The 15,460-nt window shown below is 68.6% G+C and carries 11 protein-coding genes; 6 read left to right on the top strand and 5 right to left on the bottom strand.

Annotation, left to right across the window (positions count from 1 at the left end; all coding sequences use genetic code 11):
• Positions 1–170 precede the first annotated feature (170 nt).
• Complete coding sequence (locus CCO03_RS14900; protein WP_236903864.1) at positions 171–1,319, bottom strand: esterase-like activity of phytase family protein; 1,149 nt, start codon at positions 1,317–1,319, stop codon at positions 171–173.
• Positions 1,320–1,998: 679 nt separating this feature from the next.
• Here CCO03_RS14900 and chrA point away from each other — a divergent pair.
• Positions 1,999–3,273, top strand: coding sequence for a chromate efflux transporter (gene chrA, locus CCO03_RS14895; protein WP_087282320.1), 1,275 nt, complete (start codon positions 1,999–2,001; stop codon positions 3,271–3,273).
• A 403-nt stretch (positions 3,274–3,676) separates the two neighbouring features.
• On the opposite strand, the gene CCO03_RS14890 is transcribed toward chrA, so the two are convergent.
• The 3 genes from CCO03_RS14890 to CCO03_RS14880 form a co-directional block, all read right to left on the bottom strand.
• The gene (locus tag CCO03_RS14890; protein WP_087282318.1) at positions 3,677–4,150 is read right to left on the bottom strand and encodes a YbjQ family protein; all 474 of its coding nucleotides are present in this window, start codon (positions 4,148–4,150) and stop codon (positions 3,677–3,679) included.
• 10 nt (positions 4,151–4,160) lie between these two features.
• The gene (locus tag CCO03_RS14885) at positions 4,161–4,484 is read right to left on the bottom strand and encodes a YbjQ family protein (protein ID WP_087282316.1); all 324 of its coding nucleotides are present in this window, start codon (positions 4,482–4,484) and stop codon (positions 4,161–4,163) included.
• A 215-nt stretch (positions 4,485–4,699) separates the two neighbouring features.
• A complete protein-coding gene (locus CCO03_RS14880) occupies positions 4,700–6,850 on the bottom strand; it encodes a DUF4272 domain-containing protein (protein WP_157667709.1) in 2,151 nt (716 codons plus the stop codon).
• Between the two features lie 247 nt (positions 6,851–7,097).
• On the opposite strand from CCO03_RS14880, the gene alaS reads away from it, so the two are divergent.
• From alaS to CCO03_RS14855, 5 genes are all read left to right on the top strand, one after another.
• On the top strand, positions 7,098–9,734 hold the full coding sequence (gene alaS, locus CCO03_RS14875) for an alanine--tRNA ligase (protein ID WP_087282312.1): 2,637 nt from the start codon (positions 7,098–7,100) through the stop codon (positions 9,732–9,734).
• A 323-nt stretch (positions 9,735–10,057) separates the two neighbouring features.
• Positions 10,058–10,825, top strand: coding sequence for a hypothetical protein (locus tag CCO03_RS14870; RefSeq protein ID WP_157667708.1), 768 nt, complete (start codon positions 10,058–10,060; stop codon positions 10,823–10,825).
• A 20-nt stretch (positions 10,826–10,845) separates the two neighbouring features.
• Complete coding sequence (locus tag CCO03_RS14865; RefSeq protein WP_087282308.1) at positions 10,846–11,160, top strand: hypothetical protein; 315 nt, start codon at positions 10,846–10,848, stop codon at positions 11,158–11,160.
• A 26-nt stretch (positions 11,161–11,186) separates the two neighbouring features.
• Entirely contained in the window at positions 11,187–12,530 is a 1,344-nt protein-coding gene (locus CCO03_RS14860; protein ID WP_157667707.1) for a hypothetical protein, read from the top strand.
• 205 nt (positions 12,531–12,735) lie between these two features.
• Entirely contained in the window at positions 12,736–13,446 is a 711-nt protein-coding gene (locus CCO03_RS14855) for a DUF3011 domain-containing protein (protein ID WP_087282304.1), read from the top strand.
• Positions 13,447–13,762: 316 nt separating this feature from the next.
• Here the strand turns inward: CCO03_RS14855 and CCO03_RS14850 are convergent, their stop codons facing one another.
• On the bottom strand, positions 13,763–15,316 hold the full coding sequence (locus CCO03_RS14850; protein WP_087282302.1) for an NAD(P)H-hydrate dehydratase: 1,554 nt from the start codon (positions 15,314–15,316) through the stop codon (positions 13,763–13,765).
• Positions 15,317–15,460 lie beyond the last annotated feature (144 nt).

Below are 15,460 nucleotides of genomic sequence, written 5' to 3'. Positions count from 1 at the left end.
GGGGTATGGACGTGCGTGGCGGACCTGAACTTGGCTGGGTCGCCGGCCTGATCACCAGGCCGCCCCTGCGCCCTCAGGTTGGCTCCCCATGTGCCGGAGGCAGGTGGTGCCGCGCACGCATCGGGCCTTCCTGGGGGGCGCAAGCCTGACCCGGTTTTGGCGCGACGCCTTCACTCGGGCAGCACTTCGAACACGAGGAATTGGTTGGCCTGGGTGTCGGCGGTGAAGTTGTTGTCGGCTGCCAGCACCAGGGTGCGGTGGCCGTTGGGCAAGGTCTTGCCCCAGGTGATGGCCTCGATGTTGTCCAGCTTCACCCCCGCGTGGATGATGGGCAGCTCCAGCAGCAGCTTGCGGGTCATCGGGGTGTACCGCGCTGTCTTCAGGCTGGCTTCGTGGGTGATGTCGGTGGTCGCGTTCGTGATCTCGGTTTCCACCAGCCGGATGGTGTTGCCGATGCCCGATGCGAACGCACGTTCCACGGCGATGAACTTGCGGTCGCCGATGGCCAGCATGTCCGACAAGCCGTTGTCGGGGCCGAAGGGCGCGCCAGCCGGAGCATCCACCGGGATCTTCGGCAGCTCATAGGCGTACTGAGCTGTGGCCGCGCCGGTCTTGGCGTCCAGGGCCGTCACCCGAACCACGCTGCCGGCCTGAACGGTGGTCAGCGAGCCGTCCTGAATGAGCGCGTCTTCGTTGGCGACGTACACCGTGCCGTCACCGGCCACCGTCAAGGCCTCGAAGAGCTTGTTGCTGCGCCCGCCTGTCGTGGTGTTGTCCACGTAGTTGTAGAGGCTGGGCGTCTTGAACTCGCGCACGAACTGGCCGTCGGGTGTCATCTCGCGCACAAAGGGCTGGAACAGCGTTTCCGGCGTCGTGCCCCAATTGCCCTCGGACGACCAGTACAGGTTGCCGTTGGGGGCCAGGCGTATGGCTTCGGGGTCCACGGTGCGGGCCGTGGCGGGAAACGGTGTGCCGTCCGCGCGCTGCATGAACAGCTGGCGATTGATGGTCACCGTTACCGGGCCGGTGGCGCCGTAGTCGATGCTGAGGTTGTAAAAGCGCGGCGTGCCACGCTCGCCACCGCGGTCATCGGAGATGGCCCAGTAGCTGCCGTCCCGGGCCCGGTCGAGGCCGGAGATGCCCCCGAACTCCACCCCGTCGAACGCCGTGCCGGTGGGCAGGCTGGTGGCGCCCAGGAGTTTGAGTGACGCGATGTGCGGTTCGCTGTCGTCGTCTCCGCTGCCGCAAGCCGCCAGCGTGGTGACGGCCAGCAACGCGGCGGTGGAAACGGCTCGACGCCAAAGCGGTGTGCAATCCATGCAGGTATCCATTCGGTTCAAAGAAACCCTGGAACCTAACGGGCGTGCGCGTCAGCGGCGTGACACGGCAGTGAGTGGCAGCGAAGGCCAGGCCTGCGGGTGGCTCAGTCCAGGCCGGTGGCGCGAACCTCGTCGAGCAGCGCCGTGACCTTGGCCAGGTCCACGCGATGGCCGAGGTAGGCGGCAGACACCGCGTGGGTCGCTGACGCTCAGCGGCCCAGTGCTGGAACCCGTGTCGCAGGCCTCTGGTTGTTGAGATGTGAAGGCAGTATGCAGATCTTGTCGTTTACAAAAAAACGACCATGCCCGCATACTGCGTGCTGATCGTTTACAGGGCTGGGCCAATGGCATGGCCCCGGCCCGGAGGGCGTGCCGTGCCAGGCCCGGCGTCCGCGCTGTATCCGGCGTGGGCGGCGAGGGCAGCGTGCGGCCAAGGCGCCCCGGCAGACACGCGGCGCGTGCATCGGCGCCAGGTTGGCTGTGTACACGGGCGGCTGTCCGGCCCTTCGGTTCTCCAGCCCAGCAGCTCGCTCGCGCACAGCGCGGGCCCGGCGGCATCATGCAGGCTTGAACCCGGCGAGTCCTCACGCCCGACCGCACACCCATGACCCCAGCCACGCCCGCCCGTCCCCCTGAGCCCGCCCGCGACCCCGACGTGGCCGGGATGCCCGCAGCCGGTATGCCCGCCACCGGTACATCCGCAGCCGGTGCGCCCGCCACCGGTACGTCCGCCACTGGTACGTTCGCCGAGGTGCTGGGGGCCTTCCTGAAGCTGGGGCTCACGTCGTTTGGCGGTCCGATCGCGCACCTGGCGTACTTCCGCACCGAGTTCGTCGAGCGCCGCCGCTGGCTGGACGACCGCCGCTACGCCGACCTCGTCGCGCTGTGCCAGTTCCTGCCGGGCCCGGCCAGCAGCCAGGTGGGCATGGCGCTGGGCCTGGGCCGCGCCGGCTGGCCGGGGCTGCTGGCGGCGTGGCTGGGCTTCACCCTGCCGTCGGCCGTGGTGCTGATCCTGTTTGCGCTGGGCATGGCCCATGTCCAGGGACCGGCGCTGACGGGCGCCGTGCAGGGGCTCAAGGTGGTGGCGGTGGCCGTCGTGGCCCAGGCGGTGTGGGGCATGGCCCGGACGCTGTGCACGGATCGCCCGCGCGCGGGCCTTGCCTTTCTGGCGGCGCTGCTGACCCTGGCGTTGCCCTCGGCACTGGGGCAGGTGGCGGCCCTCATCCTGGTGGGGCTGCTGGGCGGGTGGGGGCTCACCGTGGCCCCACCCGGTTCGGCTGGCCCGATGGGTCCGGTGGGGGCCTCGGGTCCGCTGCGCGTGCGCGGGGCCGTGTCGCGCCGGGTGGGCTGGGTGGCGCTGCTGCTGTTCGCGCTGCCGCTGGTGGGGCTGCCGCTGTGGGCGACCGCCACTGGCTCGTCCACGCTGGCGCTGCTGGACGGCGTGTACCGCGCTGGCGCGCTGGTGTTCGGCGGCGGGCATGTGGTGTTGCCGCTGCTGCAGGCCACGGTGGTGCCCAGCGGGCTGATGAGCAACGCCGAGTTCATGGCGGGCTATGGCGCGGCGCAGGCGGTGCCAGGGCCCTTGTTCAGCTTTGCCGCTTACCTGGGCGCGCAGGTTCACGGGCCGCTGAGCGGCTGGGTCGGTGGCCTGGCCTTGCTGGCGGTGATCTTCCTGCCGGCGCTGCTGGTGCTGGTTGCGGCCTTGCCGTTCTGGGAGGCGCTGCGGCACCGCGCCGGGGTTCAGCGCGTCATGGCGGGCATCAACGCGGCGGTCGTCGGCATCCTGGCCGCTGCCCTGTACGACCCGGTGTGGACCAGCGCCATCCACGGCCGGGCCGATCTGGCGCTGGCGCTGACGGCGTTCGGCCTGTTGGTGGTGGCCCGGGTGTCGCCGGTGTGGGTGGTGTTGCTCGCTGCGCTGACGGGCTGGGGCATGACGTTGGTGGCGGCCTGACCTCGCGTTCGATTCGCCTGGGGCCTGGCGTCAATGGGAACGGTGTGGTGATTTGGGCGGCCTGGCGCAGTCCGGAGATGTCAACAGAACGATGAATGGGGTATGGAGCCACTGCCGTCAGTTTCTGATCGACAAAGGGGTCATACTGCTTGGGTGGGCCGGCGTGGGCACCAGCTGAAACGACAGGGCGTGGAGGCCGATGTGGCCATGCCACCCCGCGCACGCCGCCGCCGACCCTGAGCAATCGTGCGGGTTGGCGGCCCTTCATGCGCTGCTTCGGGATGGGGACGCGGCGTGGGCCTGGCCGCGCTGTACGCCTCCCAGGCCAGGGCGCTGACGGGCTCAGCCCTTCAGCCCGGCCGATTCAAGGCGGCGGTCCCGGGACGGGTCGCGCCGCCAAGGCTCAGGCGGCCACGGGCTCGCGCGGCATGACGAAGGCCGTGCCGTAGGCCAGCACCTCGCAGCTGACGATCTGGCCGCGGCCGTTCTGGTTCAGCGTGCTGGTCTCGAACAGCACGCCCACCACCAAGTGGGCGCCGCGCGCATGGGCTTGCTCTTTCAGCCGCAGCAAGGCCTCGCGGCGGGCGCGGTCCAGCAGGGCTTCGTAGTTCTTCAGGTTGCCGCCGAACAGGCTGCGCAGGCCGGCGGCCATGTTCTTGAAGTAGTCGCTCGACACCACCACCGAGCCCTGCACGAGGTGGAACGGCTGTCCCGACACCGTGAGCGGCGGCTTTTTTTCGTTGAAGACCAGGATGTGCCGGTAGCGCGCTTCGCGTTCGCGGATGGAGCGGTAGTGCTTGCGCTCGCTCAGGCTGCCAAACACCAGGCCGATGAGGCCCAGCAGGAGGATGAACCCCAGGTTGATGAGGAATTCCATGGCGCGGGCCTCATGCGGCGCTGTCGATGACCACCGCCGTGCCGTAGGCCAGCAGCTCGGAGGCGCCGGCCGCGATGTTCGAGGTGGAGAAGCGGATGTTGATCACCGCATTGGCGCCGAGCTGCTTGGCCTGGGCCTGCATGCGGTCCAGCGCCTCCTGCCGCGATTCGTTGAGCAGCTCGGTGTAGCCCTTGAGCTCGCCACCGACGATGTTCTTCAGGCCGGCCATCAGGTCGCGCCCCGCGTGCTTGGAGCGCACGGTGCTGCCCTGCACCAGGCCCAGGTGGCGGCTCACGCGGTGGCCGGGAATGTATTCGGTGTTGCTCAGCAGCATGGGGATCCTCCTCCGGGTTGTGGATGCAGCGCATTGTGCGGCATGGTCAGCGCGAGTTCGAGCCGCGTTGCCGGCGGCACGCAACGCGGCGCGCTGGCGCTCAGGGCGTCCGCGCGCGCGCGGCCTGAACGGGCGTTGAAGGTTGTGGATGAATGAAGAGTATGGTGCCATTCCTGTTTGTCAAGAAACGGGAATGGGCAGATACTACAAGGCAGTCAGGTGGGTGTGCCCACCTTGTCCCAGTCGGCCTGCTCGAACGCGATGAGCCAGTTGAGGACCTGGTGGCGCTCCATGACCACGCCGCGGCGCAGCGCCTGCGGGGCGGTCTGGCCCTGCAGCTCGCTGTCGCGCAGCAGCCAGTGCAGGCGCATGTGCAGGTCCAGTTGGTCAAGGATGTCGCTGGCGGGGCGCAGGCTGGCGTCGTGCGCCAGGCGGTCCAGGTTCGCGTCCAGCAGCAGCGCCACGCACTGCGCGACGTTGCAGACGTCCTGGGGCCAGGGCAGATCGTCCAGCAGGCCAAGGGCCCACAGCAGCCCATGCAGGGCCTCGTAGCGCCAGCCCATGGCCACGACCTGGGCCTGCGTGGGGGCCGCGGTGTCGAGGAACTGGCGCTCGTTCGGGCTGAGGTGCGCGAGCGCGGCGGGCAGCCGCTGGCGCAAGCGGTCGGGTGTGAGGGCATCGCCACCGCCCGCCGCCAGCGACTCGGCCCGCGCGGCGACCAGCACCAGGGCCAGCGCGCGGCCGACGACGTCGGGCACCGTGCGCAGGCTGACTTCGCCAGCGCCGGCCACGGGCGGCAGGCTGGCCGACACGCGCCAGCCGCGGGCGCGCATGAGGGCTTCGCTGGCCCGCTTGCGCTGCCAGGCGTCGGCGGGGTGGGGCAGGCGGGCCAGCGCGTCGTCGCTGCCGCCCGGCGCGGCCAGCAGCACGTAGCCCTTGGGGTCGCGCACGCTGCCGTCGGGCAGGGCCACCACGCCATTGACGGCACCGGCCCACTGGCCCAGCGCCTCCAGCTGCGCGGGCATGAGCGTGAGCCGCCAGACGTGCTGCACGCGTTGCAGGTGGCGCCACAGCGCATGGCGGCGCGGGGTCATGTCGGCCGGGTTGCGGCCTTGCACGTAGCGCATCAGGCCGGTCAGGTGCTCGGCCATCTCGGGGTGGCGGGTGTCCAGGTGCTCCAGCGTCAGGCTGGCAAACGGCGGCGAAACCCCTTCGCGCAGGGTGGCGAACACGTGCACGAGGACGGGCTGGTCCTCGGGCGCGCGGGCCAGCGCAGGCGGCGCGGGGACCGGTGCGATGGCGGGCGCGGCCGGTGCGGTAAGCGGCGTGATGACGGGTGCAGCGGTGACCGCAGCAGGCGCTGAGGCGAAGGTGGGGGCAGGCGTGGGTGCCTGGCGGGCCGGGGCCGCAGCCTCGTCGGTCAGCACGGGTTCCCCGGTCGTGTCGAGGGCATCGAGGGGCAACTGCGAGGGCAGGTAAGGGTCCAGCCGCGATTCGGGCCAGGGCGTGACCTCGGCGTCGCCGTGGTGCAGGCCGGGCTCGCGTCGCTCGGCCGGGTGAGCGGGCAAACCGTGAGCGGGCACGTCGTCGGGCCAGGCCTCGGACCAGGCCGGCTCGCCGCGGTCGCTTGCGGTCGCGGCGACGGTCGGGGAGGTGGGTGTGGGCGGGGCGGCTGGTGCTGGGGCATCGACGGCAGGGGCGTCGGTGTCATGCGCCGGCTCGCGTCGCGGGTCGGGTGCCAGGTTGAGCACAGGCTCCAGCGTGGGCTCCACCTCACGCATGGGCTGGCGCGCCACGGCTGACGCACGGACAGGCTCCGCGATGGGGGCGCGGGTTGGCTCGGCGGCTGACGTCAGGGTGGGCTCGGCGACGGATGCATGGGCTGGCTCAGCGGCCAGGGGCGGGACGGCGTCGAGGGGCGGGTCCAAGGTCGGATCGAGGACCGGATCGAGGGCCAGCTTGTCCAGCGATGCGTCCGCCACGGGGAGCAGTCTGGGCGTCGCAGGCCGCGGCGGGGTGTCGGTGGCGCCGTCGGCCGGCGGGTTGAGCGGCGGGTCGAGCGCCAGATCGGCAGGCCCAGGCGCCAGGTCGAGCGGCACCTGCCGGGGCACGGGCAGGTCGGCCGGGTCGGCATCGGCCTGGTGGCTCAACACCGGCTCTGTGTCGGCACGGGCGGTCTGCGGGCCGCCGGGCAGGGCCGATGCGTAGGCATCGCCCAGCTCCAGCAGGTCCGGGTGGTGTGGCCCGGCTTCGGGGGCGGCTTGATCGGTGGCCGATGGGGCGTCCAGGCCCGGTTCGATGTGTGGGGCCGCGTCGTCCGGTGCCGGGGGAGAAGGGGAGAGCCAGAGCCGCAGTCGCTTCCACATGGTGTGCCGATTCGTGGGGCCAGAGGCCAATCCGCTGGCGAACCGCGCAAGCATAGCAATCGTCCTTGCCCTGGCTGCACACGGGCGGCCCGGGTCCACGGTCGTGCGCCAGGGGATGCAGCCTAAAATGCCGGGTTTGCCGCCATGCGCAGCCGGCCGGGAATGTGCCCGAGTGTCGGCAAGGTTCGGGGACCCCAGCGTCCAGGTGCCCCGGCGCAGGCGGCCCATCAGCCCACCGCTTTGCACCATGAGCCAAGCTCCCCATTCCGTCGCCGACATCCGCCAGAGTTTTCTGGACTTCTTTGCCCAGCGTGGCCACACCGTGGTGCCGTCCAGTTCGCTGGTGCCGGCCAACGACCCGACGCTGATGTTCACCAACTCGGGCATGGTGCAGTTCAAGGATGTGTTCCTGGGCACCGACAAGCGCCCTTACAACCGCGCGACCAGCGTGCAGGCCTGCCTGCGCGCGGGCGGCAAGCACAACGACCTGGAGAACGTGGGCTACACGGCGCGCCACCACACGTTCTTTGAAATGCTGGGCAACTGGTCGTTTGGCGACTACTTCAAGAAAGAGTCCATCCAGTGGGGTTGGGAGCTGCTGACCCAGGTCTACAAGCTGCCGCCCGAGAAGCTGCTGGCCACCGTCTACATCGACGACGACGAGGCCTACGACATCTGGCACACCGTCATCGGCCTGCCGGCCGAGCGCATCGTGCGCATCGGCGACAACAAGGGCGGCAAGTACAAGTCCGACAACTTCTGGATGATGGCCGACACCGGCCCCTGCGGCCCGTGCTCCGAGATCTTCTACGACCACGGCCCGCACATCCCCGGTGGCCCGCCGGGCAGCCCCGACGAAGACGGCGACCGCTTCATCGAAATCTGGAACCACGTGTTCATGCAGTTCGACATGCAGGAAGACGGCTCGGTCGTACCGCTGCCGGCGCCCTGCGTCGACACCGGCATGGGCCTGGAGCGCCTCGCGGCCATCCTGCAGCACGTGCACAGCAACTACGAGATCGACCTGTTCCAGGCCCTCATCCAGGCGGCCGCGCGTGAAACCGGCTGCACCGACCTCACCAACCCCTCGCTCAAGGTGATTGCCGACCACATTCGCGCCACCTCGTTCCTGGTGGCCGATGGCGTCATCCCCGACAACGCGGGCCGTGGCTATGTGCAGCGCCGCATCATCCGCCGCGCCATCCGCCACGGCTACAAGCTGGGCCAGGGCAAGCCCTTCTTCTACAAGCTGGTGCCCGACCTGGTGGCGCAGATGGGCGAGGCCTATCCCAAGCTGAAAGAGCAGCAGGCGCACATCACCGCCGTGCTCAAGGCCGAGGAAGAACGCTTCTACGAGACGCTGGCCAACGGCATGCACATCCTCGATGCCGCCTTGCCCGAGGGCGCCACCGTGCTGCCCGGCGACGTGGCCTTCAAGCTGCACGACACCTACGGCTTTCCGCTGGACCTGACCCAGGACGTGTGCCGCGAGCGCGGCGTCAGCGTGGACGAGGCCGGTTTCAATACCGCCATGCAGCACCAGAAGGACACGGCGCGCGCGGCCGGCAAGTTCAAGATGGACAAGGCCCTGGCCTACGACGGCGCCGACAACCAATTCACCGGCTACGACCTGCTGGAAGACACGGGCCAGATCGTGGCGCTGTACGTGGACGGCGAACCGCGCCAGCGCATCCAGGCCGGCGACCGCGCGGTGGTGGTGCTGGACATCACGCCGTTCTACGCCGAAAGCGGCGGGCAGGTGGGCGACCAGGGCGCGCTGCTGCTCGCCAATCGGCCCGGGGCGGGGGTCTTCTCGGTGAACGACACCCTCAAGGTCAAGGCCGGCGTGTACGGTCACCACGGCGAGCTGACCGAGGGCGAGCTGGTGGTGGGCGACGCGGTGATCGCCAAGGTCGACCAGGCCGCGCGCGCCGCCACCATGCGCAACCACTCTGTCACCCACCTCATGCACAAGGCCCTGCGCGAGGTGCTGGGCGAGCACGTGCAGCAAAAGGGCAGCCTGGTGACGCCTGAGCGCACGCGCTTCGACTTCGCCCACAACGCCGCCGTCACGCCCGAGCAGACGCGCGAGATCGAGCGCCGCGTGAACGCCGAGGTGCTGGCCAACACCGACACGCAGGCCCGCGTCATGGACATCGACAGCGCCAAAGCCACCGGCGCCATGATGCTGTTCGGCGAGAAGTACGGCGACAGCGTGCGCGTGCTCGACATCGGCACCAGCCGCGAGCTGTGCGGCGGCACCCACGTGCACCGCACGGGCGACATCGGCCTGTTCAAGATCGTGGCCGAAAGCGGCGTGGCCGCTGGCGTGCGCCGCGTCGAAGCGGTGACCGGCGAGAACGCGCTGGCCTACCTGCAACAGCTGGAAGACACGGTGAGCAGCGCCGCCGCCACGCTGCGCACGCCGCCGGCCGAGCTGGGCGAGCGCATCCATGCCAACCTCGACACCATCAAGGCGCTGGAAAAGGAAATCATCGCCCTCAAGGGCAAGCTGGCCTCGAGCCAGGGCGACGAACTGGCCAGTCAGGCGGTCCAGGTCAAGGGCATCAAGGTGCTGGCTGCCAAGCTGGACGGCGCCGACGCCAAGACCCTGCGCGAGACCCTGGACAAGCTCAAGGACAAGCTGGGCGCCGCTGCCGTGGTGCTGGCCGCCGTCGATGGCGACAAGGTGCAGCTGGCCGCGGGCGTGACCAAGGCCGAAACCGGCAAGGTCAAGGCCGGTGAGTTGGTCAACTTCGTCGCCAGCCAAGTGGGCGGCAAGGGCGGCGGCAAGCCCGACATGGCCATGGCCGGCGGCACCGATGCCAGCAAGCTGCCCCAGGCGCTCGCCGCCGTGCAAGCCTGGGTGGCTGAACGGTTGTGAGGGGTATGCACCGATTTCCGTTGAAAATAAAGCGGTAATCGGCATATACTGCAGAGCTTTGCCCTGATCGACGCAGCCTTGTGCGTCACCAGGATTCGGGCGAGTCCTTCCTCGTCGCCCAGCCGCCTGTCGCGTCGCCCGGGCACCGTCAGCTGATCCGCTGGGCGAATTGAGTGGCCCAGGTGTAACCGACGGCGGAGGGCTGCTGAAAAACCTGTACCAAATAATGTTTTTTGGTTCTAATTAGTCCCGGTTGTGCAGGAGCATCCCAGAACCTGTTGCTGGGATGCGGGTGTGGACAGCGCGGCTGAGGAGTGGGCACCATGAACATTCGATGGCGCAGTAGCGCCTGGCTTGTCGTCCTTGTTGTAGGCGGCTCAGTACATGCGGCCCAGCTGCAGGTGGGTGTCGGGTCGTCGGTGCATCTGGGAGACGCGGTGGTCAACCTGGGCTGCGCTGATCTGCAGGTCGATGGTGCGCTTCATGCGCAAACCGTCGAGCTGGCCGACGTCGACAATTTGGCGGTCGGTGCAGCGGGTGTGCTGGACGGCGGCAGCGCGCGCATCGCATTGGGGGGTGATGTCTCGCAGAGCGGGACCCTGATTCCAGGCAGCTCTACCGTTGCCATCACCGATACCTGTGGCAACACGGAGTCGCGCGTCAGTGGCAACGCCACCTTTCACGACTTGTCGGTGATCAGCACGGCGGGCAAGAAGCTGGTGCTCGAAGCCGGCCAGACCACTACTGTGTCGGGCATGCTGACGTTGCAAGGCGTGGATGGCCACCTGCTGCAAGTGCGAAGCTCGGTGCCCGGCACAACGGCGCGGATTGCAGCCAGCACCCAGCAGTCCATTCAGTTTGTGGATGTGGCCGACAACCGAGCCGTGGGGGCGCACATCGCACCGGGATACCCAAGCCAGTACAAATCCGTGGCCGGCAGCAATGTGTTCTCGTGGTTCGACTACGACGAGTCCGGGCAGAGCATTTCGGCCAAGCGCATTCCTACCTTGTCGGGGTGGGCGTTGGCCGCGGTGGCCTTGCTGCTGGCTGGGGTCGGTGTGGTGCGCACCCGTCGCGCCCGGTCCCATTGATTGCCGAAGGAGGACCTCCCATGCACCGATTCGTGTCCTTGAAACGGTTCTGTTCGAGTTGGGTCGTGATCGCATCGATCAGCTTGGCGCAAGGCGCTTTGGCGCAGGGCGCGGTGCCTTTGGCGTCGGATCAGCCGGCGCCGGTCAACCCGCAGGCGCGCGCGGCAGTCCACCCTAGGGACTTGCCCTTCATCCTGGCCTCCGAGGTGGACCTGCCACAGCCCGATCAGAACAAGGCGGCATCATCTGTCAGCCGCGCTCGCACAGCCACGCCCAGGCTGCCCCTGGTCTCTGAGCAACCGGCTTTTTCCGAAACCCCAGCGGCGCAACGATGAACGCCATGCATCACGAGGAGCACAACATGTTTGCACAGCCCGATACGGCCTGGAGGAAATTCGCGGTCTTGCCGCTGACCTTGGCTTGCGCTTGCTCTGTCCTGGCAGCCGATGTGGTGGTGCAGCCCGCTGCGGGCAGTGCCTTGGTGGTCAAGGATGCGGCAGGTGCCGCGGAGCGCCTGCGCGTGCAAGAAGACGGAAGGATTGCCATCCCCGGCTGGCAGAGCTTGCCCTCGCAGGGTACACAGATGTGCATCGACTTTGTGGCGGGTCAGATGGGCCCATGCGCAGCCACGGTCGGCTTTTCGTTGCCCTATGCACAAACGGTCAACGATGCGGCCACCCTGTTCAACGTCACGCAGTCAGGCAGCGGCGGGGCTCTGCGGGGCGCGATCAGCAGCAACGGCAACGTCAACCCAGTGCTCACGTTGGAGCATCAGGGGCAGGGCAACGGCTTGGAGGTCACCTTGCCCGCCACCAGTAGCGCGCGCGGCATCAATGTCCAGCACAACGGTGTGGGACCCGGGGTGTTCGTGAACTCCCAGGGAGGCAACTCGATCTGGGGGATAGTCAACTCGATCTCATCTGCGGCAATCATTGGCGATGGGGGCTCGGGTGAAATCATCGTGGCGCGGCACTCCGGTGTGGTGTGCGGTGCCAACATTGGCAAGTGCAATGGCATCGGGGCCATCGTGGGGCGCCATGATGGCCCCGGAGGTCCGGCAGTCCGTGGGTTCGTCACCGATCCCGAAGGGGGCGTCGGCGTCTTGGGGCAAGCGGGGATCAGCGGCGGGACGGGCCATGGCGGCCGGTTTGAAAATGTGAACGCCGCCAACACGGACGCTGCCCTGGTTGCAACGACCCGGAGTGCAAGCGGCAACATTGCCCTGTTCGAGGGCCAAGGCGGCAAAGCGCGCATCGACAGCGCGGGCAGAGGATTCTTCGATGGCGGTACGCAGACTGGTGGGGCCGATGTGGCGGAGCTCATCCCGACGAAAGGCCTGCTGCCGCGCCCTGGCGATGTGGTGGAAATCGACCCCGACAACGCGTTGCACTACCGCCTCTCCAGCGGCGCGGAAAGCGCCTTGGTGGCCGGCGTGATCACCACCAAGCCGGGCGTGCTGATGAATGCAGGCGTCGCTGATGCCCCTGGCATACCGGCGCTGGCGTTGGTGGGGCGCGTGCCCGTGAAGGTGACGCTGGAGGGCGGCACCATCAAGCCTGGCGACCTGCTGGTTTCTGCGGCCAAGGCAGGGCATGCCAAAAAGGCGCCAGCTCAGGTGACACCGGGAACCGTCATCGGCAAGGCCTTGCAGCCCCATGTGGACGGTGAAACCGGGTTGGTGGAAATGTTGGTGATGACGCGGTGAATGGCAGCGTGGTGTGAAGCAGCCGCCCGCTTGGCAAGCATGACGAATGCGCCATCGACCGACAGGGGGGCAGGCGGCTGCAGTACATTGCCGGCCACGTGCGGTGGTCCCGGAGGATGTGCCGGACGCGCGAAAGCCGACCCTGGGGCGATGCAGGTGTTGTCCGGGAAGTCGGTCCTATTCCCTTCCAATGAGGAGTTGCTTCATGATCCGGTTCCGTCTTCCCGTCTCGCTGGCCGCGCTGATGCTCGGCTTGTCTGCCTTGCCGGCTCAGGCGCAATACGGCGGCAGTGGCGCCGTCACGTGCGAAAGCCAGGATGGCCGCTACAACGAGTGCCGCACGCCGTTCCGCAATCCGGTGGTGGCCGAGACCCTGTCGAGTTCGTCGTGCATCGAGGGGCGAACCTGGGGTGAGCGGGGTTCGGGCACGGTGTGGGTGAACGATGGCTGCCGCGCGCGTTTTGTCGAGGGGCGTGGCGGTTGGTCGGGCTCGGGTGGTCAGGGTGGGGCCGTGCGCTGCGAAAGCGAGGATGGGCGCTACCGCGAATGCCCCACGCCTGGCGGCATGCGCATGGTGATCTCGCGCCAGCTGTCGGAGTCGTCGTGCATCGAAGGCCGCAGCTGGGGCAACCGGGGCAACAGCATCTGGGTGCGCGACGGCTGCCGCGCCGAGTTCGTGGCTGCCAATGCCTGGGGCGGCGGGGGCCACCACGGCTCCGATCAGGGTCGCACGGTGACGTGCAGCAGCGAAAACCGCCGCCAGACCACCTGCAACTGGAATTCGCGCTGGGGCCGGCCGCGCCTCATCGAGCAGCTGTCGTCGGACAGCTGCCGCGAGGGCAGCTCCTGGGGCTATGACGGCCGTGGTCGGCTGTGGGTGGACCGCGGTTGCCGCGCGCGCTTTGGCACGTATTGAGTCGGCCTGAGACAGTCTGGGCGGCGTCTTCAGACAGCCGCGTCGGGCTGATCCCGGCAGCGTTGGCACATGGGTGGCAACGCCAGCGTGGTGAGGGTGTCGGCTGACTGCGCCTGAACTCCGGTGTGAAGCATGAGACAGTATGGGGTGATCGCCGTTATCTCATCAACGGCAATCACCCCATACTGCTTTTGAGTGATGCAGGGTGTGTGGCGTGCCGGCCTGCGCCACGCAGGACCTGAGGTGGCACGCCGGCTGCGTGTGGGCAGGTGTTGTGGCACACCGCATCTGGCGGCCGAGTTGGCGCCGGCAGGCGTCACAGCCTGTGCGCCACGTCCAGGGCGGTGAGCTGAGTGGCCGTCGGCCACTCGTCGGCGACTTCGCCATGCCGCCGCACGGCCGCGCAGGCGGCCTCGAAGGCGGGCATGCCTTGGGCCATCAGCGCGCCGATGAAGCCGGCCAGTACGTCACCCGTGCCGGCCGTGGCCAGACGCGAGTTGCCGGTGACGTTGATGTGGCAGGGCATGCCGGGGCCGGCGATCAAGGTGCCCGAGCCCTTCAGCACGACCACGCACTCGAACACGTCGACCAGCTCACGCACTGCCTGCAGCCGGTTGGCCTGCACCTCGGCGGCGTCCTTGCGGCCCAACAGGCGGGCTGCCTCCAGCGGGTGGGGCGTCATCACGGTTTGCCAGCCCATCTGGGCGCGGTACTGAAGCAGGGTGCGCAGGGCGGCGTCGGTGGCCACCACGTTGAGTGCGTCGGCATCGAGCACGAGCTGCTTGCAGTCCGTGAACAGGTCGGGGATCAGGGTGCCCACGGCATCGCCGCCCCCGCAGCCGCACACGGCGGTGACCTTTTGCAGGTCCAGGTCCCGGATCGAGCGGTACATGAGCTCGGGCTGCAAGGGGTTGTTGCGCGGCGCCCGCGCGTCGAGCAGGTGCATGTAGACGCGGCCAGCACCGCCGTGCAATGCGGCCGCACCCGCCAGGGTGCAGGCGCCGGCCATGCTGTGGTCCTTCTGGGCGTCGCCTGCGCCCCCCACGATGACCACGTCGCCGCGGGCGCCCTTGTGGGCGTGGTGGTCGACCACGCGCTTGGGTTTGCTGCGGTTGACGGTCCATTCGGGCTGAACGGCCCGCACCCAGGTTTCGGCCCCCAGCGGGTCGAGCCAGATCTCACCGGCCAGGTCGATGCCTTCACCGGTCAGCAGGCCGGGCTTGCCGCTCAGGAAGGTGAGGGTGTAGCGCCGCTGTTGCGGGTGCTTCACGCTGCGGGTGATGTCGGGCAGGGCGCCGGGCAGCAGGATGCCGGCCATCATGGTGGTCTCGCCAAAGCCCATGTTGGGCAGCAGCACGCCCGATTCGGCATCCAGGCCCGAGGGCACGTCGACCGAGATCAGGTCGGACGGCGCGCTGCGCATGAGCTGCAGCCACTCGTTCATCTTGCCCTTGGGGGCGCGGTTGGCGCCGATGCCCAGCAGGGCGTCGATGCACAGGTCGCCCGGGCGCAGGCTATCGGGCGGCTGGATGGCAAAGGTCACACCGGCTTCCATGGCCGCCTCGAGGGCCTGCTTGGCTTCGCTCGGCAGCTGGCGCATGTCGCCAAACCACGTCACCACCACGTTGGGGTGCAGGCGCCGCAGGTGGATGGCGGCCTCCATGCCGTCGCCGCCGTTGTTGCCGGGGCCGCACGCGATCCAGATGGTGCGGGCGTGGGGCGCGACCGCGAGCGCAAAACGGGCGAGCGATTGCCCGGCGCGCTGCATCAGGGCCCGTGGGGGCAGGTCCGCCATGGCGGTGGCCTCGATCAGGCGGGTGGCCTCGATGCTGTGACAAACCGCTACAGGAGCGCTGAGGAATCGGTGCATGTCGAGACTGTGGAGAGCAAGGAGGATCAACAGTTTATTGATAAATTTGGCCTAATCCGGGCGCGTAACACGTTGTGTGATCGACTGGGTCCGCCGGTGCCAAAGGTGGGCGTTTAGCTGCTACAATGCCGCGGCCCTCAAATC

Origin of the sequence: Comamonas serinivorans (assembly GCF_002158865.1) — a bacterium.
Lineage (GTDB): Bacteria > Pseudomonadota > Gammaproteobacteria > Burkholderiales > Burkholderiaceae_C > Comamonas_E > Comamonas_E serinivorans.
The sequence above is the reverse complement of the archived record's forward strand: the minus strand, read 5'-3'. Positions and strand labels throughout refer to the sequence as shown.